This is a genomic window from Amylibacter sp. SFDW26, assembly GCF_009184395.1.
Lineage (GTDB): Bacteria > Pseudomonadota > Alphaproteobacteria > Rhodobacterales > Rhodobacteraceae > Amylibacter.
Genome location: NZ_WEIC01000005.1, coordinates 130,577 through 151,294, shown reverse-complemented (window position 1 = coordinate 151,294; position 20,718 = coordinate 130,577). Strand labels below are relative to the sequence as shown.

General features: G+C 47.7%; 21 protein-coding genes and 1 pseudogene. 12 read left to right on the top strand and 10 right to left on the bottom strand.

Going from position 1 to position 20,718, the window contains the following annotated elements; genetic code table 11:
• Position 1: 1 nt before the first annotated feature.
• The 5 genes from topA to tldD form a co-directional block, all read right to left on the bottom strand.
• The gene (gene topA, locus F9L33_RS13870; RefSeq protein ID WP_152143396.1) at positions 2 to 2,617 is read right to left on the bottom strand and encodes a type I DNA topoisomerase; all 2,616 of its coding nucleotides are present in this window, start codon (positions 2,615 to 2,617) and stop codon (positions 2 to 4) included.
• A gap of 120 nt (positions 2,618 to 2,737) precedes the next feature.
• Complete coding sequence (gene dprA, locus F9L33_RS13865) at positions 2,738 to 3,874, bottom strand: DNA-processing protein DprA (protein WP_152143395.1); 1,137 nt, start codon at positions 3,872 to 3,874, stop codon at positions 2,738 to 2,740.
• Entirely contained in the window at positions 3,801 to 4,289 is a 489-nt protein-coding gene (locus tag F9L33_RS13860; protein WP_152143394.1) for a hypothetical protein, read from the bottom strand. The genes dprA and F9L33_RS13860 overlap by 74 nt, the downstream gene beginning before the upstream one ends.
• An 86-nt stretch (positions 4,290 to 4,375) precedes the next feature.
• Positions 4,376 to 4,855: an N-acetyltransferase gene (locus tag F9L33_RS13855; RefSeq protein ID WP_193222055.1), complete on the bottom strand. Its 480-nt coding sequence runs from the start codon at positions 4,853 to 4,855 to the stop codon at positions 4,376 to 4,378.
• Positions 4,855 to 6,282 carry a metalloprotease TldD gene (tldD, locus tag F9L33_RS13850; RefSeq protein ID WP_152143392.1) on the bottom strand — a complete coding sequence of 476 codons (1,428 nt, stop codon included), beginning with the start codon at positions 6,280 to 6,282 and terminating at the stop codon, positions 4,855 to 4,857. The genes F9L33_RS13855 and tldD overlap by 1 nt, the downstream gene beginning before the upstream one ends.
• A 180-nt stretch (positions 6,283 to 6,462) precedes the next feature.
• On the opposite strand from tldD, the gene coxB reads away from it, so the two are divergent.
• The 11 genes from coxB (at position 6,463) to F9L33_RS13795 (ending at position 16,367) form a co-directional block, all read left to right on the top strand.
• Positions 6,463 to 7,377 carry a cytochrome c oxidase subunit II gene (gene coxB, locus F9L33_RS13845; RefSeq protein WP_152143391.1) on the top strand — a complete coding sequence of 305 codons (915 nt, stop codon included), beginning with the start codon at positions 6,463 to 6,465 and terminating at the stop codon, positions 7,375 to 7,377.
• 63 nt (positions 7,378 to 7,440) lie between these two features.
• Complete coding sequence (gene cyoE, locus F9L33_RS13840) at positions 7,441 to 8,391, top strand: heme o synthase (protein ID WP_152143390.1); 951 nt, start codon at positions 7,441 to 7,443, stop codon at positions 8,389 to 8,391.
• Between the two features lie 13 nt (positions 8,392 to 8,404).
• Entirely contained in the window at positions 8,405 to 8,584 is a 180-nt protein-coding gene (locus F9L33_RS13835; protein ID WP_152143389.1) for a cytochrome C oxidase assembly protein, read from the top strand.
• A complete protein-coding gene (locus tag F9L33_RS13830; RefSeq protein WP_152143388.1) occupies positions 8,581 to 9,165 on the top strand; it encodes a cytochrome c oxidase assembly protein in 585 nt (194 codons plus the stop codon). The genes F9L33_RS13835 and F9L33_RS13830 overlap by 4 nt, the downstream gene beginning before the upstream one ends.
• A gap of 16 nt (positions 9,166 to 9,181) precedes the next feature.
• The gene (locus F9L33_RS13825; protein ID WP_152143387.1) at positions 9,182 to 9,997 is read left to right on the top strand and encodes a cytochrome c oxidase subunit 3; all 816 of its coding nucleotides are present in this window, start codon (positions 9,182 to 9,184) and stop codon (positions 9,995 to 9,997) included.
• Positions 9,998 to 10,083: 86 nt separating this feature from the next.
• On the top strand, positions 10,084 to 10,908 hold the full coding sequence (locus tag F9L33_RS13820; protein ID WP_152143386.1) for a GNAT family N-acetyltransferase: 825 nt from the start codon (positions 10,084 to 10,086) through the stop codon (positions 10,906 to 10,908).
• Positions 10,909 to 10,987: 79 nt separating this feature from the next.
• A complete protein-coding gene (locus F9L33_RS13815) occupies positions 10,988 to 11,665 on the top strand; it encodes an SURF1 family protein (protein WP_152143385.1) in 678 nt (225 codons plus the stop codon).
• 17 nt (positions 11,666 to 11,682) lie between these two features.
• The gene (thrC, locus tag F9L33_RS13810; protein ID WP_152143384.1) at positions 11,683 to 13,077 is read left to right on the top strand and encodes a threonine synthase; all 1,395 of its coding nucleotides are present in this window, start codon (positions 11,683 to 11,685) and stop codon (positions 13,075 to 13,077) included.
• Positions 13,074 to 14,336: a pitrilysin family protein gene (locus tag F9L33_RS13805; RefSeq protein ID WP_152143383.1), complete on the top strand. Its 1,263-nt coding sequence runs from the start codon at positions 13,074 to 13,076 to the stop codon at positions 14,334 to 14,336. Before thrC ends, F9L33_RS13805 begins: the two co-directional genes overlap by 4 nt.
• 3 nt (positions 14,337 to 14,339) lie before the next feature.
• On the top strand, positions 14,340 to 14,924 hold the full coding sequence (locus F9L33_RS13800; RefSeq protein ID WP_152143382.1) for a GNAT family N-acetyltransferase: 585 nt from the start codon (positions 14,340 to 14,342) through the stop codon (positions 14,922 to 14,924).
• Between the two features lie 27 nt (positions 14,925 to 14,951).
• Positions 14,952 to 16,367: an FAD-binding oxidoreductase gene (locus tag F9L33_RS13795; protein ID WP_152143381.1), complete on the top strand. Its 1,416-nt coding sequence runs from the start codon at positions 14,952 to 14,954 to the stop codon at positions 16,365 to 16,367.
• 121 nt (positions 16,368 to 16,488) lie between these two features.
• Here F9L33_RS13795 and F9L33_RS13790 read toward each other — a convergent pair.
• The 5 genes and pseudogenes from F9L33_RS13790 to F9L33_RS13770 all read right to left on the bottom strand — a co-directional run bounded on the left by F9L33_RS13790 (position 16,489) and on the right by F9L33_RS13770 (position 20,097).
• Positions 16,489 to 17,021 (bottom strand): annotated as a pseudogene (locus F9L33_RS13790) (adenine phosphoribosyltransferase).
• A 9-nt stretch (positions 17,022 to 17,030) separates the two neighbouring features.
• Positions 17,031 to 18,092, bottom strand: coding sequence for an alpha/beta hydrolase (locus tag F9L33_RS13785; RefSeq protein WP_152143380.1), 1,062 nt, complete (start codon positions 18,090 to 18,092; stop codon positions 17,031 to 17,033).
• 8 nt (positions 18,093 to 18,100) lie between these two features.
• Entirely contained in the window at positions 18,101 to 18,970 is an 870-nt protein-coding gene (locus tag F9L33_RS13780) for an S-methyl-5'-thioadenosine phosphorylase (RefSeq protein WP_370452133.1), read from the bottom strand.
• A 54-nt stretch (positions 18,971 to 19,024) separates the two neighbouring features.
• Positions 19,025 to 19,489 (bottom strand): protein-tyrosine phosphatase family protein, encoded by a 465-nt coding sequence (locus tag F9L33_RS13775; RefSeq protein ID WP_152143378.1) that lies wholly within the window; start codon positions 19,487 to 19,489, stop codon positions 19,025 to 19,027.
• Positions 19,489 to 20,097, bottom strand: a complete 609-nt coding sequence (locus tag F9L33_RS13770) for a flavin reductase family protein (protein ID WP_152143540.1) — start codon at positions 20,095 to 20,097, stop codon at positions 19,489 to 19,491. Before F9L33_RS13770 ends, F9L33_RS13775 begins: the two co-directional genes overlap by 1 nt.
• Before the next feature lie 102 nt (positions 20,098 to 20,199).
• On the opposite strand from F9L33_RS13770, the gene F9L33_RS13765 reads away from it, so the two are divergent.
• A complete protein-coding gene (locus tag F9L33_RS13765) occupies positions 20,200 to 20,691 on the top strand; it encodes a GNAT family N-acetyltransferase (RefSeq protein ID WP_152143377.1) in 492 nt (163 codons plus the stop codon).
• Positions 20,692 to 20,718: the final 27 nt, after the last annotated feature.

Genomic DNA, 20,718 nt, shown 5'->3' with positions numbered 1-20,718 from the left:
TTTATTTTGCCGCTACTTTTTTCGCTGCTGGCTTTTTCTTGGCCGCTGCTTTTTTCTTTGGCGCGGCTTTCTTCTTCTTCGCCGCTGGTTTTTTCTTGCCTTTGGTTGCAGCCTTGGCATTCACCAATTCTACAGCTTGCTCCAATGTAATATCCGCAGGCTCTATATCCTTTGGTAATGTGGCGTTGATCTTGCCCCATTTTACATATGGGCCGTACCGTCCGTCCATCACATTCAAATCACCACCCTCATCAGGATGTTCTCCCAATTCCTTAAGCGGGGTAGCAGCAGCACCGCGACCTGTTTTGTTGGCTTTTTCGGTGATCAATTCCACGGCACGGTTCATACCAATGATAAACACCTCTTCGGTGTCTTTGATATTTGCATAGATTTTCTGTGCCGTTTTTTTGCCTTCTTCCAAAGGTTTCTGCCACATCACATAAGGACCATATCGACCAATGGCAGCATCAATATGCCCGCCTTCTGGGTGATCACCAACACGGCGTGGTAGGGATAGGAGTTGCAAGGCGCGTGCCAAATCAACCTCAGCCAAATCATTGCCTTTAGGAATAGAGGCGCGTGGTGGTTTTGGTTCTTCCTCTGTTGGTTCGCCGCGTTGCACGTAGGGGCCAAAACGACCTGTGCGCAATGTGATTGGTGTGCCGTGCTCATCGGCACCAAGGATTTTACCGTCTGGGCCAGCGATATCACCCCCCTCAACTTCGCCCGTAATCGGGCGTGTATAGCGGCATTCTGGATAGTTAGAACAGCCTATGAATGCACCACCCGAACGAGCCGTGCGCATAGACAAACGACCGTTTCCGCAGTTTTTACACACACGTGGGTCGGAACCATCTTCATTGGCAGGGAAAAGATGCGGTTCTAGGAATTCGTTGATTTTTTCCAAAACTTCGGTGATCCGTAAATCAGCAGTTTCTGCAATTGCCGCAGAAAAATCACGCCAGAAGCGGGCAAGAACGTCTTTGTAATGCTCATCACCTGCGGAAATTTGATCCAGCTCTTCTTCCAAACCAGCCGTATAGTTATAGCCGACATATTGACGGAAATAATTTTCCAAAAACGCCGTAACCAAGCGCCCCTTATCCTCTGGATGCAGGCGTTTACTTTCCGTGCGAACATAACCGCGCGTTTGAATTGTTGTCACGATTGATGCGTATGTAGACGGGCGACCAATGCCCAATTCTTCCATACGTTTTACCAAAGATGCCTCGGTGTAGCGCGGTGGTGGTTGTGTGAAATGTTGTTCTGGAGAAACGGATTTTTTATCTGTCTGATCACCTTCGGTCATTTGTGGTAAACGCTTGTCGTTATCATCGATAACAGCGTCATCCCGGCCTTCTTCGTAAACTTTTAAGAAACCTTCGAAAACAACAACTTGCCCTGTTGCACGCAGGCCAATTTGGCCATCTGCAGATGCAATATCTACAGTTGTACGTTCCATTTTTGCACTGGACATTTGGCTGGCAATCGTGCGCTTCCAAATCAGGTCATAAAGTTTGCGTTGATCCGCTTCTAAGCGGCCTAAACTGTCTGGCTTGGCGGACATATCTGTTGGGCGGATACATTCGTGTGCCTCTTGTGCGTTCTTCGCTTTGTTTTTATACATGCGGGCTTCTTTGGCGACAAAGTCTGCGCCGTAGAAATTTTTGATAGCATCGCGCGCGGCCGTAACCGCTTCAGGTGCCATATCGATGCCATCTGTACGCATGTAGGTGATGTAACCCGCTTCGTATAAACGTTGTGCCAATGACATGGTCTGACGTGCACCGTAACCAAATTTACGGCTGGCTTCTTGTTGCAACGTTGACGTCATAAATGGTGCAGATGGATTACGGTTGGCTGGTTTTGCTTCGACAGAAGAAACCGTCAGATCACGTGAGTTGATTGCTTGGACTGCCAATTCTGCAGCGGTTTCATTTTCAATATCAAACTTTTCAAGCTTTTTGCCTGCCAATGTGCGTAAGTTAGCCGTAAATGTTTGACCGCGTGGTGTTGTCAGATCTGCCTTAACAGACCAATATTCGCGGTTCTTAAACGCTTCGATTTCCATTTCGCGTTCTACGATAAGGCGTAAAGTCACGGATTGTACGCGGCCCGCAGATTTTGAACCTGGCAATTTGCGCCACAATACAGGGGACAGTTTAAAGCCCACCAAATAGTCCAACGCGCGGCGCGCCAAATACGCCTCGACCAGTTCCATATCCACTTCGCGTGGGTTTTGCATGGCGGTTGTAACAGCATCTTTGGTGATCGCATTGAACACAACGCGGCTGACAGGTGTTGTTTTCTTAATCGCTTTACGCTTGCGCAAAGTCTCTTCTAGATGCCATGAAATCGCTTCGCCTTCGCGGTCAGGGTCGGTTGCGAGGATCAGTTCGTTGTCGTCTTTTAGGGCATCAACGATGGCTTTGATATGTTTGCGGCTGTCTGTTGCGACTTCCCATTTCATTTCAAATTCATTGTCTGTATCGACAGAACCATCCTTTGGCGGAAGGTCGCGAACATGGCCGTAAGAGGCTAAAACAGTGAAGTCGTCGCCAAGGTATTTATTGATGGTTTTAGCTTTGGCTGGGGATTCTACGACAACAACGGGCATTCAATTTCCTTGCGATTCACGAGGCAGTTTGTGGGCGCAATACATGTGTTGCCTTGGGGGGGGTTGTCAATGGGCAGATTTTTTATTGCTGCGTTTGATCGTGAAACTGTGACCTTTATTTTAGTTTGCACGCGCCAATAGCCCACCTGGCTGCCTTTCAATTTGTCCCTGCATTTCTAAATCCATCAGATGCTGAGAAACCTTTCGGGCAGGCAAGCCACTATCGCGGATCACAGTATCTTCTGGCACTGCAGCCGATCCCAAAAGACCAAGAATTTTAGCGTGGGCATTTGCCGTTGAAACATCCATGACCGTATTTGTGCTTTCTGGCTCAGAGGTTTCAACAGTTTCAGCTTCGGGGTGTGCAAGGGCTTCGATCACATCTTGGGCGGATCGCACCAAAACGGCACCATCGCGGATTAAAAAATTACAACCTGCTGCGCGACCATCAAAAGGGTGACCTGGAACAGCCATGACATCGCGCCCGATATCCAATGCATTGCGGGCGGTTATCAAACTGCCAGATCGGGCAGCGCCTTCTAGTACCACAACAGCCTGTGCCATACCTGCGATAATACGGTTGCGCATCGGAAAGTGACGTGCTTGTGGGATCAAGCCACTGGGCTGCTCGGTTAACAGTAATCCGTTTTGCGGAATGTCTTTGTATAGCTGCTCATTCTCGCGGGGGTAATGCACATCTAACCCACCAGCAACGACGGCAATCGTTCCATGTTCTAATGTCGCTTTATGTGCAACTGCATCAATACCGCGGGCCAATCCAGACACCACACTATATCCAGCCTGTGCCAAATCGTTTGCCAGAGTTTGGGTCATACGTCGCCCTAAGCTGGAAGCATTTCGTGCGCCGACTAAAGCAATTGTAGGTTTTGCTAAACATTCCAAATGGCCCTTGGTCCATAATAAAGGTGGGGCATCATGTGTGTCTGTTAATAATACAGGGTATTCAGGTGCGCCGTAACATAGTGGACGATAGCCACGTTGCTGTGACTCAAAGAATTCTGCTTCTGCAATATCATAAGGGCAGAGCTGATAATTATTCACACCTGCTTGTTTGGCAATATGGGGCAGTTCATCCAAACAAGCCTCAACCGTTTCATGCTTGCGCATCAAGCGATGAAAAGTCGTTGGCCCAACCCGCCGCGAGCGGATCAGACGGATCCAATTAATGTGATCCTGTTGTGTTCTCGGATATTGTTGCAGAGGCGTTTGATTCTGTGGCAGCGATGTCTGTTTCATTCTGCAACTCTGCCGCGTCTTGGTTAATAGGATGTGAATCATCTTCTGGCTCAACACCTTTTTCTGAAATAGATGTTTTTTGCACGGGGCGATCTTTTTTGAGTTTTTCTAATCGCCTTTTAAAACCAGATGGTTTTGGCGTATTGTGAACAGCTGCCGCCATACGCGTGGTGGTAATAACACCATCGCTGATTAGCGTGCTTAAATACCCTTTGGCTGTATGAACCGTGACCCCACTGATTTTTGCCAATGCTTCTGGCGTACAGACACCATGTAGATGGGACATATATATAGCCCAAAAGCGGGCTGTATTGGGAATAGCACCCGCTGCAGGTGCGCTTGCAAGCGCTTTAACGGGCAAAGTTGGGGCGGCGGCAAGTGCGCCCAAACCAGCAGTAAATTGACGGCGGTTCATGATATGAGCCTCCTATGCATGTCATTGGTGTTAAGACACATATAGGAACGATTTTTTCAGTTGCGAGTGATTCGCAAGTATTTTTCTTATGAAAGCTCTATTGTCATCAATAGACAGGGTAGGGGATATGGATCGCCTAAAGTGTCTAGCAGAATAGTTCTGATGTTTTGACGTTCCCAGCCCATTTTTTCATAAAACGCAATCGCACGGGCATTTTCAGAGTTCACATCTAGGCATGCTGATGGGTGACCAGCAGCTTTGATCCGAGATAGACCATCTTGCATTAAGATTTTTGCTGCACCTGTACCTTTGGCTTCTGGTGCAACAAATATCTGGTAAATCTCATTCTCCTTGACCATGCAGAACCCAAGTGGTGTGCCTGTGTCGCCAATCACACGTATCGCATTCATACCAGCAGCTAGACGTTTTTCGAAACTGTCCAATGTGCGGATTTCTGTTAGTGAAGCGGGTACATGTGCCGCATGTGCCGTTTGCCAGCCATCATACCAAAGTTGGGCAAGGGCAGGGAGTTCGGACTGGGTGGTTTTGCGAGGTGAGTATGTCATTAGACTTGCGAACCCCCAACGGTCAGCCCACCAATTAACAATGTTGGTTGCCCAACACCCACAGGCACCCATTGGCCTTGTTTACCGCAATTGCCCATACCTGGATCCAGTTCCATATCATTGCCAATGGCGCGGATGTGTTTCAGGGCGGTTGCCCCGTCGCCGATCAAAGTAGCGCCCTTAACGGGTGCGCCGACAACGCCGTTTTTCACACGGTAGGCTTCGGTGCATGAAAACACGAACTTGCCGTTGGTGATATCGACCTGCCCGCCACCAAAGCCCACGGCATATATGCCGTCTTTTATATCCGCCACGATTTCCTCGCGTTTGGCGTCGCCGCCCAGCATATAGGTGTTGGTCATGCGCGGCATGGGTGTGTGGGCAAAACTTTGTCTGCGGCCATTACCTGTGGGGTCTACCCCCATCAGGCGTGCGTTTTGGCGGTCTTGCATATAGCCCACCAAAATACCGTCATCGATTAGAACGTTTTTACCTGATTGCGTACCTTCGTCATCAAAGCTGATCGAGCCACGGCGATCAGGGATGGTGCCGTCATCCAGAACTGTCACGCCTTTAGAAGCCACGCGTTGCCCCATCAAACCAGCAAAGGCAGATGTTTTTTTGCGGTTGAAATCGCCTTCCAATCCGTGGCCAACAGCTTCGTGCAGCAAAATGCCGGGCCAACCTGGGCCAAGAGCCACATCAAATTGACCAGCGGGGGCTGGTTCGGCTTTCAAATTGACTACGGCTACGCGCAAAGCCTCTTGAACAACGCCTTTCCAATGGTCTGCTTTCATCAGGCCTGACAGCCCATACCGACCACCGCCGCCAGCAGTGCCTGTTTCGCGGCGTCCGTCTTGATCGACGATGATGCTGACATTGAAACGGGTTAGAGGACGGCTGTCGCGTACGCGTGTGCCTTCGGGGCGCAGAATTTCGACCTCTTGTAATGATGCGGTTAGGGATGCTGAAACCTGAACGACGCGTTTGTCCAACGACCGTGCATAATCGTCGATTTCTTTCAATGTGTCGATTTTCACAGAAAACTCAGCATCTGTCATGGGGTCAGCGTCAGTATAAAGACGTTGGTTGGTTGGATTAGGCGGTTCAGCCAAAGTGCCACCACCACTGCCAACAGCCAAACGTGCGGTTTCGGCCGCGCGTTTCAAAGCATGTTCTGTCATCTCTGTTGAATGAGCATATCCTGCGGTTTCACCGCGAACAGCCCGCAATCCAAATCCTTCTGAGGCGTCATAAGATGCTGTTTTTAATTTTCCATCGTCAAAAACCAAAGCTTCTGATCGTTTGCGTTCTAAAAATAATTCGCCATCATCTGCGCCATCAACAGTGGCGCGGAGTACCGAAAGTGCAGTTTTTTCGTCAAAAGAGGTCTCAAATGGTGCAAAAGGCTTGGTCTGACTTGTCAATTTAAGCTATCCTTCTAGCTAATAATCCATCAAAAGCGGCGCAATGCCGCAAATCGAAAGCTTGTTCTTTAAGCATTAATATGGTTTTTCGGCGCAAGGACACAACAGGGGATTCTATCGTTTCATACGATTAGGGGCCCAAAAGGGCAAAAGCCCATAGCGAAAACGGGAATTGGACGTATGCGAGTAGCAAAAATTTTGAATACGGTTTCAGCAGCTTTGGCTGGTACATTGGCCGCTGGCGGTGCTTTCGCACAAGACGCACTAGAAACAATTGGTAAGCCAGTTGACAAAGCATTGAATTTCCAACCTGCAGCAACTGAATTGATGCGCGATGTGATTTGGTTGGATACATTCCTACTTTATATCATTACAGCAATCAGTCTGTTCGTAACGGCATTGTTGATCATTGTTTTGATCCGCTTCAATAAAAAAGCAAACCCTGTCGCTGCAACATTTACACATAATTCATTGCTAGAGGTGGCTTGGACAGTTGTTCCGATCGTTGTTCTAATCGCAATTATTCCACCATCACTGACTTTGTTGTTCAAACAACAAGAAATCCCAGCTGCGGACATCACAATCAAAGCAACAGGCAACCAATGGTACTGGACGCATGAGTATGTGGACCACGGCTTTGAATTCGACAGCTATATGATTGGTCACCCAGCCACATTGGGCGATGATGACGGTGATGAGGCATTCAAAAAGTCACCAGCTGTTATGGCTGCTTTGAAAGAAGCTGGTTTTAACGATGACGAATTCCTATTGGCGACAGATACATCAGTTGTCATCCCTGTGAATAAGACAATCGTTGTTCAAGTAACTGCATCTGACGTGATCCACGCTTGGACAATCCCAGCGTTTGGTGTGAAACAAGATGCTGTACCTGGTCGTTTGGCTGAGCTTTGGTTCAATGCTGACAAAGAAGGTGTTTACTTTGGTCAGTGTTCAGAACTTTGTGGCAAAGACCACTCTTACATGCCAATCACTGTAAAAGTTGTAAGCGAAGAAGCTTATGATGCTTGGCTAAAAGGTGCTATTGATGAATATGCGGGTATTCCACTACCTGTGACGGTTGCAAGCACAAACTAATCCAAACTTAATACTACCTCGGCGGGCCCAAAGGCCCGCTTCGTTTTATTGGATGTTTTAAAAATGGCAGATGCTACTTTGATAGATCAGGGACGTGAAACTGACGTTGGCGATTATTTCGCGCTGCTAAAGCCGCGCGTGATGTCGTTGGTTGTGTTTACAGCGCTTGTTGGTCTGTTGGTTGCGCCAGTTTCTGTAAATCCTATTATAGGCTTTGCCTCTATCTTGTTCGTAGCTATTGGTGCTGGTGCATCTGGTGCACTGAATATGTGGTGGGATGCTGATATTGACGTGATTATGAAACGTACACGGGGCCGCCCAGTTCCTGCTGGCAAAGTTACCGCCAATAATGCGATGATCTTTGGCCTTTGGATGTCAATGATTTCTGTTTTGATGCTTGGCCTTACGGCCAACTATCTGGCTGCTGGCCTATTGGCTTTCACAATCTTTTTCTACGCTGTGGTTTATACAATGTGGTTGAAGCGCTCGACACCACAGAACATCGTTATTGGTGGTGCTGCTGGTGCATTCCCACCGATGATCGGCTGGGCGATCGCAACAGGTGGCATAAGCGTTGAAAGTGTTTTGATGTTTGCCTTGATCTTTATGTGGACACCGCCGCATTTCTGGGCTTTGGCATTGTTTATGAACCAAGACTACGATGCAGCTGGTGTGCCTATGTTGACAGTGACACACGGCAAACGGACAACGCGCAACCATGTTTTGGTTTACACAATTCTATTGGTTCCCGTGGCAATGGCCGTTGCTTTTACAAGCATTGGTGGCCCGCTTTATTTTACAACAGCATTGGTTTTGAATCTGATGTTCCTTAAAGGTGCATATGATATTTGGAAACGCGATGATGATGCGGCAGAAGCAGATAACTATTTAGTTGAACGCAAAGTATTCCGTATCTCTTTATACTACTTATTCTTACATTTCGCTCTACTTCTTGTAGAAGCTACTGCCAAAACATTTGGCTTAACATGGGCCGCTTGGCCTCAGTGGATATAAGGTGCGAAACGATATGTCAGGAACACAAAACAATTCAAGCGCACGTCGCAATCGTAACAATGTAGTGATAGGTGCCGTTTTGTTAGCATTTGTCGCATTGGTTTTCAGCATTACAGTCGTCAAGATGATGGGAGGCGCCACTATGGAAGCCTATGATCATACTGTACGTCCGTCGTTGGAGAAAACCGAATGAATACGAAGAGCAATAAAAAACTGGTAATGTATCTTGTTGGCCTGCCACTATTCATGCTGAGCATGTCTTTTGCAGCTGTTCCATTCTACGATTGGTTCTGTCGCGTAACTGGTTTTGGTGGCGTGACACAGGTTGCAGGTGAAGCCAGCACAAAAGTCTTAGATCGTGAAATCCAAGTACGTTTTGATGGTTCACTTGAAAAAGGTATGCCTTGGGAATTCAAACCACAAGCGCGCACAATGAAACTTCGCATCGGCGAAACGGGGCTTGCTTTTTACGAAGCACACAACCCAACAGACAAACCGATTGCAGGCACGGCTAGCTTTAACGTTTACCCGTATTCTGCTGGTGCATATTTTACAAAAATCGACTGTTTCTGTTTTGAGCTGCAAGTTTTGCAGCCAGGTGAAACAGTTCAGATGCCAGTGACATTCTATGTTGATCCGGAAATTGTGGATGACATCGAAGGCAAATATGTCAATTCAATCACGCTGAGTTACACTTTCCATGTGACAGATTTACCTGAACTGCAAGCAAGCCTTGATCTGGACAGTGAAATCGACGTAGAAACAGCGCAATAAATAAGGGGATTCCACCATGGCGCATGAAAAAAATCATGATTACCACATTCTAACACCAAGCATTTGGCCATTTGCTGGCGGGTTGTCTGCATTCATCATGCTTGCTGGCGCTGTTTTGTGGATGAAAGGCATTACCGCAGTTGTAATGCCAGGCGATCTATTCGCTGTTGGTTTTATATCAGTCCTATACGTGATGTTCGCATGGTGGTCTGAATGTGTGAAAGATGCACATGCAGGTGATCACACGCCAGTGGTTGTGATTGGTCTACGTTACGGTGTGATCATGTTCATCATGTCAGAGATCATGTTCTTTGTGGCTTGGTTCTGGTCCTTCTTTAAACACGCAATGTACCCAATGGGCCCTCAATCCCCAGCAATTGATGGCGTATGGCCTCCAGTTGGTATTGAAACATTCGACCCATGGCATCTGCCATTGATCAATACATTGATCTTATTGTGCTCTGGTTGCCTATGTACTTGGGCGCACCACGCATTGGCACATGAAAATGATCGTGACGGTTTGAAAAAAGGCCTTATCGGTGCGGTTATTTTGGGTCTTATTTTCACAGTATTCCAAGCATACGAGTACAGCCACGCTGCATTCAGCTTTTCTGGTAACATCTACGGTGCGAACTTCTTTATGGCGACTGGCTTCCACGGCTTCCACGTTATTGTTGGTACGATCTTCTTGGCAGTATGTTATTTCCGCGCACAAGCAGGTCACTTTACACAAGAGCGTCACGTTGGTTTCGAAGCAGCTGCTTGGTACTGGCACTTTGTTGATGTTGTATGGTTGTTCCTATTCGCAGCGGTTTACATCTGGGGTGGCTGATAAGCCCACACAGATTTAGAATTTCAAAGGCGCTGAGTACACTCGGCGCCTTTTTTACTTTAAGACAGTTTCAAATTGGAAAAGTCATGTCAGATATAAATAAGTTTTCAGAAGAGTTTTTTGGAACCGAACCGCATGTTGTTATGATGCAGCGATCTCGTGATCTGTGGGAATTGCTACGCGATAATCCGATCTATTCAAACTACGGACGTATGCTGTCTATTGTCGGCAGCCAAGGTGACGATGATGCAGAACGTCTTGCATCCCTTGTGCGCCTAACAGGGGCAGGAAGCTTTCATTACTATCCAGCAGATAAAGCTGATGCATTGGTGGCAAAACTAAATGATATGGGATTATCTGCAGGCCGTTGGGAAAAACAATGGGGCGGGGAGGATGCATATGAAGCGGCAAAAACGATTATCGCAAATGCATCATTGCCACCCGATTTGAAAGTGGTGCGCTTGTCTGCGGATACAGATGCAGATTTGGTGCGTGAAACAGCGCAACTGTCAATGGATTGCGGTGTTATGCCAACACCAGGTCTTTCGATGCGGGGCCTAACGTACAAAGGCATATGTCTTGCTGCGGTTGATGCAACAGGGCGGCCTGTTGCAACGGCATCATCTTATAAAAACATGCATCCAGATAGCATGTATGCGGATCATGGATTTTGGGGTGCATTAGCAACCCATCCTGATAGACGCGGTGAAAAAATCATCGGCGTATTGGGCGCAATGGCATTGGCACATATGTGGGAAGAACACGGTGTCCGTGGGTTTTTTACAGCCGTGAAAAAAGGCAATACTGGATCAATGGCCGTTTGTGCAAAGCAAGCCGTATTACCAACAGAATGGACAGCCGTAGCAGCAACAGACCCAAATCACTTTGGCGATACGGCGCTGACCAAATAATGCATTATGGCATTGGCAGTTGGCTTTGTTTTTGAAATGACCTATTTGACGTATCGAACCTTTTGAATTGGGCACATCCATGACCAAACGTATGATCTTTCCGCTTCTTTTCGGCATCATCGGATGCGCGATCCTTTTGTGGCTTGGGTTTTGGCAAGTGCAGCGTATGGAATGGAAGAATAATAATCTGGCCGAGATAGAGGCCAAGATGACAGCACCCCCCATTGCAGTGCCTCCTAACCCTAAAAAAGCTGACCACAACCGCATGTCTGTGCAGGTAGAGGTGTTTTTAACGGGGGATGAATTGCACGTTCTGACATCACAGAAAAAAGGTGGACCAGGTTTCTTGGTTGTGACCTCTGGCATCGATGTTGTCACAAAACGCCCCATATTGATCGATCTGGGGTATATTCCAGAAGCGGATAAAAATGCTGCGCGCCCAGGCCAACATGTGCGCGTGCTTGGCAATCTATTGTGGCCGAATGAAACGGATGGTTTCACACCTGATCCTAATATCGAAAAAAATATATGGTTCGCGCGCGACATCGATAAAATGTCCAAAGCTTTGGGCACTGATCCTATTATGGTCGTTGCACGTGACTTTATGGGCAATCCAACGGGTATTCGCCCGATTAAAATTGGCCATGATATACCGAATGATCACAAAGAATATGCAATCACATGGTTTTCCCTTGCCTTAGTATGGTTTGGGATGACTCTTTATCTGCTTTATCGTATCAGGCAGAAAACCGTTTAATCGTCGGAAACGAACTTATGAAATATATCTCTACACGTGGGCAATCGCCTGCGCTGACATTCGAAGAAGCAATGCTGACAGGTTTGGCCCGTGATGGCGGCCTGTATGTGCCAGAAACATGGCCAACGCTATCGGCGGATGAAATTGCCGGCTTTGCAGGTAAGTCCTATGAAGAAGTCGCATTCGCTGTGATGAAACCATTTATTGGTGACACATTCACAGACATCGAATTTCTAGAGATCATTCACAAATCATACGCTAGCTTTGGCCATTTGGCGCGTTGCCCAATCGTGCAATTGGATGAAAATCACTTCTTGCTGGAATTGTTCCACGGCCCAACATTGGCGTTCAAAGATGTGGCGATGCAATTGATTGGTCAAATGTTCGAAAAAGCATTGGGTCGTCGCGGTGATAAAGTGACAATCGTTGGTGCGACGTCTGGCGATACAGGATCCGCCGCTATTGAAGCTTTCAAAGGCTTGGATGCCGTAGATGTATTCATCATGTTCCCAGATGGGCGAGTGTCAGACGTACAACGCCGCCAAATGACAACGCCTACAGAATCAAACGTACACGCGTTGGCTGTAGACGGTGACTTTGACGATTGTCAGGCACTGCTCAAAGACATGTTCAACGACTTCGATTTCCGCGATGGCGTGAAATTGGCGGGTGTGAATTCTATCAACTGGGCGCGTGTTTTGGCGCAGGTGGTATATTACTTCACATCTGCCGTATCCGTTGGCGCGCCACACCGCAAAGTCAGCTTTACTGTGCCGACAGGCAACTTTGGCGATATCTTTGCAGGTTATGTTGCAAAACGTATGGGATTGCCAATCGACCGTTTGGTGATTGCCACGAACCAAAACGATATCTTGCACCGTACATTGCAAACGGGTGATCACACAAAGACGGGTGTAAACCCGTCGATCAGCCCATCTATGGATATCCAAGTCAGCTCTAACTTTGAACGTTTGGTGTTTGATCTATATGATCGCGAAGGCGCGGCTGTGGCGCAGCTTATGACTGCGCTCAAAGATGACGGGACATTTACATTGTCGCAAGGCGCGCTCGGTAAGTTGAAAGATGAATTTGACAGTGGACGTTGTTCCGAAGAGCAAACATCCAAAGCCATAAAAATAGCATTCCAAGATGTGAACGAGGTTTTATGCCCGCATTCAGCCATCGGTGTGCATGTGGCCAATACAATTCCACGCGATGAAACGGTTCCGATGATCACATTGGCAACGGCACATCCTGCGAAATTCCCAGCAGCTGTAGAAGCGGCTTGCGGTGTGCATCCAGAATTGCCAGGACGTATGGCGGATCTGTTTGAGCGTGATGAACGTATGACCAAAGTGGGTAATGATTTAAGTGCTGTTGAAGCGCTTATCCGCGAAAGGGTCGGCGTTTGAGCGTTCAAATAACAACACTGCCAAACGGTTTTCGGATCGTCACAGAACATATGCCAGCACTACAATCCGCGTCTTTGGGCGTATGGGTTTCTGCGGGTGGGCGCCATGAACGTGTTGAGCAAAACGGTATTGCGCATTTCTTAGAACATATGGCCTTTAAGGGAACGAAACGCCGTTCCGCATTGGACATCGCAGAAGCGATTGAAGATGTGGGGGGCTATCTGAACGCTTATACCAGCCGTGAAGTGACAGCCTATTATGCACGTGTTCTGGCACAGGATGTGCCTTTGGCCTTTGATGTGATTTCAGACATCGTTTTGAACTCCACATTTGATCCACGCGAGTTGGAAATCGAACGCGGTGTGATTTTGCAAGAGATCGGACAATCGCTGGACACCCCAGACGATATCATTTTCGATTGGTTGCAAGAGGTGTCTTACCCTGATCAACCATTCGGGCGTACGATCCTTGGGCCAGCGGAACGCGTGCAAAGTTTCACACGCGAAAATTTACAAGAGTTTGTTGCACACAATTACGTCCCCGATCAAATGATCCTATCTGCTGCAGGTGCCGTAGATCACGATGCATTGGTGCGTTTGGCCGAACAAACATTTGGATTGCTGCCAACCGCAAGTGGGTTGATCGCGCAACCCGCTCTGTATCAAGGTGGGGAACATCGTGTTATCAAAGACCTAGAGCAAGCTCATTTCGCGATGTCTTTGGAAACCAACGGTCATATGAGTGATGATCTTTATATTGGTCAAGTTTACGCCACAGCATTGGGCGGTGGCATGTCTTCGCGTTTGTTCCAAGAAGCTCGTGAAAAACGCGGCCTTTGTTATACGATCTACAGCCAAATGGGGGCGTATTCGGACACAGGATCGCTGACGATCTACTCAGGGACCAGTGGTGACGATGTGGTTGGACTGTCAGAACTTTGCATTGATGAGCTGAAGCGCTCTGTCGAAGATATGACGCAAGCCGAAATCGATCGCGCACGTAATCAGATAAAAGCAGGTATGTTGATGGGGCTGGAAAGCCCGTCATCACGGTGTGAACGTCTTGCCCGTATGGTTGGCATTTGGGGGCGTGTTCCTGATCTGGATGAAGTCGTTGGCAAAATTGATGCCGTGACTGTTGGATCTGTGGCTAATTTTGCAGAACGTTTGTGTGAAAAGTCTGCACCATCTCTGGCGCTTTATGGTCCAGTAGAGGCAGCACCTACAACAGGTATCTTGGCTGAAAGGTTGGCAGCGTAACGTATGTTTGGACGAAAGCCGAAAGTTACAATTGAAACTGAACGCTTAACTCTGCGTTTGCCTGAAATGGGCGACCATATGCAATGGGTGAACTTGCGTCAAACCTCTGCCGAATACCTGACACCGTGGGAGCCAATTTGGGCCGAAGATCATTTTTCCAAACGCGCATTTAATAATCGCGTCTATTGGGCCAAAAAAGCCTTTGATACGGGCCGTGGCGCACCACTTTTCATGTTACGCCGTGTCGATCAGGCACTGGTTGGAGCGGTTACATTGGATAATATCCGCCGCGGCCCAGCACAAACTGGTACGTTGGGCTACTGGACTGGTAAAGAATTCGCACGCCAAGGCTATATGACCGAAGCCATCAGCGCATTAGTGCATTATGCCTTCACAACCCTTGATCTAAGTCGTGTAGAAGCGGCTTGCTTACCGACAAATAAACCCTCGCGTGGTGTGTTGGAAAAATCTGGATTTAAATATGAAGGTGTTGCGCAAGCTTACCTACAAATTAATGGACGTTGGCAGAATCATGTGTTGTATTCCAACCTACGCATGGACCGTCGCGGGAAAACTGACGCGGGTTAAATTGCTCTAATTATACTAGAGGCTCTAATGACTTTATCTGCAGCAACACCAGAATTTATTGAAAAGCTAATGACAGCTTTGCCAGATGGCACTATCAGCGAAGCACCTGCTGGATATTTATCAGAACCTCGTGATCTTTACCAAGGAACAGCCGCTTGTTTGGTGCGTCCTCGCAATGTCGAAGAAGTCTCTATTGCTGTGAAGCTATGCTATGAATATGGCGTTAGCATTATCCCATATGCAGGAGGTACAGGTCTTGTGGGGGGGCAAGTTGCGGATATAGACCCTGCGCCAATCCTACTGTCTGTAGAACGCATGACTGCAATCCGTGCTGTTGATCCTGATAACAACACAATGACTGTCGATGCCGGTGTGATCCTGACTGATATTCAAGACGCAGCCGATCAAGCTGATCGTCTGTTTCCATTATCCTTAGCGGCAGAGGGCAGTTGCCGTATTGGCGGCAATCTTGCCACCAATGCAGGCGGTGTTCAGGTGCTGCGTTACGGCAATACCCGCGATCTGTGCTTGGGATTAGAGGCGGTTATGCCTGATGGTTCTATTTATCGCGGCCTTAAAGGTCTGCGTAAAGACAACACAGGTTATGATCTACGGAACCTTTTGATCGGTTCCGAGGGCAGTTTGGGCATCATCACTGGTGCCACGCTAAAACTGCATGCAAAACCTGCTAAAATGGCAACAGCAATGACTGTGGTACCGTCACCTGAAGCGGCTGTAAAATTGCTACAAGTCATGCAATCTGCCCTAGATGGTTTGGTTTCTGGGTTCGAATTGATCCACGGCACCAGTTTAGAGTTTTTGGCGGATAAACTGCCAGACGTGCGCCAACCATTTGCGGATCGTCCAGATTGGATGGTTCTGATCGAAGCGGGGGGTGGCGAAGATGCGCGCCTTGATGAACGTATGCTATCCGCCCTTGAAGGCGTGATAGAGGACGGTTTGGTTGAAGACGTGCTGATTGCGCAAAACATGCAACAACGCCAAGATTTTTGGTCTGTGCGCGAACATATCCCATTGGCAAACCGTGCCGTTGGCGCTGTGTCCAGCCACGATATTTCTGTACCAGTCTCTGCTGTGCCAGAATTCATTCAAACAGGTTTTGATGCGATTGCAGAATTGGGTGATCTGCGCGTGAATTGCTTTGGGCATGTGGGTGATGGCAACTTGCATTATAATGTGTTCCCTGCAGCTGGGTTGGATCGCAATGACATGCTGGATAAACGCGTTGCGATTAAAAAATTGATCCATGATTTGGTGCATCAATTCGATGGCTCAGTATCTGCAGAACACGGTATTGGGCGACTAAAGGTGGCTGATTTGGAAACCTATAGTGATCCAACAAAATTGGCGATGATCAAAGCGATCAAAACAGCACTTGATCCCAAAGGTATCATGAACCCAGGTGTGATCGTACGCACATAAGAAACGCCCTGCTATCGGGGAATAACAGGGCGCCGCGTGTAAGTGTGTTCTATGAACAAGGCCAACATAAACCGTAGGGTCTTACGAATTGGTTAATGTAGATGTTCTAGTGAAAAGAAATCTATAGCCCTTCAAAAGCGCACAGCACATGCACAGGCACGCCCATAGATTTTATCTTATCTGCCCGCCTAAATCGGGTAGGTCGATGATGAATGTCGATTGTACGACCTTACCACCCAATGCCTCGATCAGTTTAATACCTGCTTCTGCCGTACCACCTGTGGCGATCAGGTCGTCCAGCAACAGTACATTTTCGCCAGCTTCAATCGCATCATCATGAACTTCTAATGTGGCCGTGCCATATTCCAACTCATAATCCTGAGTGATCGTTTTCCCTGGTAGTTTGCCTTTCTTGCGTAGGGGTACAAAGCCAACGCCCAAACGCTGTGCCACAGCACCGCCCATGATAAAACCACGTGCCTCTAGGCCAGCAACCTTGTCCACTTTTATACCAATCAGCGCTGCTACAGTTTGTTCAATCGCTTCGTGCAACCCTTCGGCACTGCCAAACAGGGTTGTTACATCGCGAAACAAGACACCTTCGTGTGGAAAGTCTGGGATGGTGCGAATATAATCACGCAGGTCTTTTGTCATTGGTCTGCCTTAGTTTTGTTTGAATACACGTTTGAGAAGATCATCAGGATTGCCACCACTGCGCTGCGTAAATTCTGCCGCTGCAGGAAGTTCTTTTAGAATAGCGATCACACTTGGTGATGTGATGGCAACAGAATGATTTAACAGATCGCCATCTTCGAAATCAGACAGGTCAATTACGGTTACGCCATGCTTTTTCAAAAACGCATCATTCGTAACCAGCCCTAATCGCTCGCGACGCCCAGTCAGGAATGAAGTTACCTTTAAAGCGACATCGCCATCGTCACTGAAAATGACAAAAGGTTCTGGGACGTGTTTTATGCGGCTTAACTGCATTTCGAACACAGTGCCATCCACATCAGGTGAAATCATCACAACACCAATTTCGGTATTCAAGACAGTCTGATCTTTACTAATGCTGACCTGACGTAGAGTTTCCAACAGCAAGCTTGATCCGATCGAATGTGCAACAAGAAGAATGCGTTTGGCACCTGTGTTCGCGATTTGTTGTAGCAGGGTTTGCAATCCATCACGGGCAAATAAAACACTGTCACGATCATGCAAATATTCCACGGTGCTTTCAGTTGTTGGCCATGCATACAGGATCGGTGTACTTTTCAATTCCATATCTGCGGAAATTTGCGCCATACGGTACAGGCTTTCGGCGAAATTATTGTTGTAACCGTGAATAAACACAACCACCTCTTCGCCGTTTGGTTTGCTGCGATTTGATTTCCTGACTGCAGACTTAAAAGGGCTTACCGAGCTGAATAATTCTGCATCTTTAATCACGAAATCAGTGGCAGGATTTGGGGCGTTACGTGGCCATTCAATCTGACCAACCTCATGGGTTGGCGGGATGGAAATATCATATCGGCCATAGGTAATTTCAGATGTGCGCAATCCGTTGAAATCATAGAGATTTTCAGATTTTTGCCGCGTTGTTGCGACAAAAATACGCTCGATTTGAGTATTCAGAACATCCAGTTTTGCAACACCAATTGCACCACGTTTTGCACAGGCCACCAAGGTGACAATACAAAGGCTTAGGATCAAAAAACGTTTCAACATAAAATAACCTATAAAACGCGCCCAGCAACGGCATCTAATTTTGCCACCAATTCTGGGTCACGGTGTGGGTCTTGGGTCATAATGGCATATTCCAACGCGCGATCACACCCATGTGGGCAAAGCTCGCGTTCAGTTCCTAATAGGGCTGGCAGCCGTGCCACCATACCTTTGGCTTTACCAGAGTTACCCATAAGCGTTTCAATGATTTTTGTCACATCGACTTCGCCATGATCTGGATGCCAGCTGTCATAATCCGTGATCATCGCGACAGAGGCATAACAAAGCTCGGCTTCGCGTGCCAATTTTGCCTCTGGCATATTGGTCATGCCGATCACATCACAGCCCCAACTTTCGCGGTACATCTTACTTTCTGCCAATGTCGAAAATTGTGGGCCTTCCATCGCCAGATAGGTGCCGCCATTGTGCACAGTAATACCTTCTGCGGTTGCTGCTTCAAGACAAGCTGCTGACAGACGTGGGCAAGTTGGGTGGGCAACAGAAACATGTGCCACGCAACCTGATCCAAAGAACGATTTTTCACGGGCAAATGTGCGGTCAATGAATTGGTCGACTATCACAAAATCACCTGGTGCCATTTCTTCGCGAAAGGATCCACAGGCAGAGACGGAAATCACATCTGTCACACCAGCACGTTTCATGGCATCAATATTTGCGCGGTAATTCACAGTGCTTGGGGATTGCTTATGGCCACGTCCATGACGCGGTAAAAATACCATTTTCACACCGTTCAGCGTGCCAAATAACAGATCATCAGAAGGGGCACCAAAAGGGCTGTCGATTGTACGCCATTCAGCGTTTTCTAGGCCATCAATCTCATAAATGCCGCTGCCGCCCATTACCCCAATGACTGTTTCCATAATGCTTATCCTTCAATTCAATTTGGCCTGACATTAGGCCGCAAATGGCTTCTTTTAAAGAGGCTTTATCGCCCAATTATACTGTTCTTTTGTTTCAACGGCATGTGGCCTCACCGCACGAATACGGGCGAGGGCTGTTTCAGGAGCTTCACCCTGTGACACCAATAGTTTCAACAGCAACATACCAGAGCGACCCTGACCGCCTTTGCAATGCGCCAAGATACGTCCGCCCGCATTTAAAGTTGCTTTCAAATTATTAAGATTATCGCCCCAATCACTGATATCGGGGGCGCCAAAATCGACAATCGGTAAATGCAACCAATCGTATTCTGCTTTTAAAAAATGCATGGGCAAGCTGGGCTCTATTTCAGGGAACTCCAGTTCTTGCGTATGGGTCACAACCACCGATGGTTGCCAATCTGCGATCTGATCAAAGTCTTCTGGCCCATTGGGTTGGCGGCACAAGGCCAGTGTACCAGTCCCAAAACCATTCAATTCGTATATCGCAAAAGGCTCCACTAAGATTGACCAGGGCGGTTCAATGAAAAGACATCCATGACAGATGTATAATCGCGGTACCCTAAACGCGCCAATGGGGCATAGCTGGTGACGTCTAATATACCGTCTTTGATATGTGCGTCTTGGATGTGAATACCAACGACTTCGCCAATCACCATTTGACCGTTGCCCAGCAACGGTACGATTTGGTGCAACTTGCATTCCATCACAACAGGACTTGCCGCCACATAGGGCGTCTTGATCACTTTCGCTATCCCTTTGTCTAAACCCGCTTCCACGAATTCATCTGTGCCATAGGGCAGATGCGCACTGGTCACATTCATTGCATCTTTCAAAGCATCTGAAACGATGTTCACACAAAACTCACCTGTTTCTTGGATATTCCGAACACTATCCTTTGGTTCATCAATCCCCATCTTTGGGCCACCTTCGGCAAACATAATCATTGGTGGTTCATCCTGAACACCGTTGAAAAAGGAATAAGGCGCAAGGTTTGCTGTGCCATCTTTATTCAGCGTTGAAATCCATCCAATTGGGCGCGGCGCGATGATGGCTTTGAATGGGTCATGCGGCAGGGGTTTTGGATCTACGATTGGTCTGTAAAACATATTTTGGTCTCTCATCAAGAATTGCCCAATTGGTAACCCCATGTTATCGGCAATGCTAGAGGTTTCGCGAATAGGCGCGTCACGATAAAATGAGTAAAACGCATGTTCCGTTTGGCGCCAGAAACAAAAGACGATTGGTGGGAGGTTGAAAACCTTTACGATCTATCTTTTGCGCCTGGTCGCGAGGCACTTTCGTCTTACCGTTTGCGTGAAGGTGTCGACCCTATTTCAGCACTTTGTTTGGTCGCTCGGGATGATCTGGGCGTTTTATCAGGTGTAATCCGATATTGGCCTATAGTTATTGGTGAAGACAAAGCTGAAACATTACTGCTCGGCCCGATTGCCGTACACCCAACCTGTCAGGGTGAGGGGCTTGGTAACCTGTTAATGCACCAAAGCTTGGGTGCAGCCCGTGCATTGGGCTGGAAGCGTGTGTTATTGGTGGGCGATGCACCATATTATGGTCGGTTCGGGTTTCAGAAGAATACTAACCTAGATTACCCACAACCTGTGAACCCAGAACGGGTGCTGACATTAGAATTGTCTGATGGTGCGTTTGATGGCGTGTCAGGTGTTGTTGCAAAAGCATCGTAGGTGGGCTTTAGCCCACCATTTTTGGAT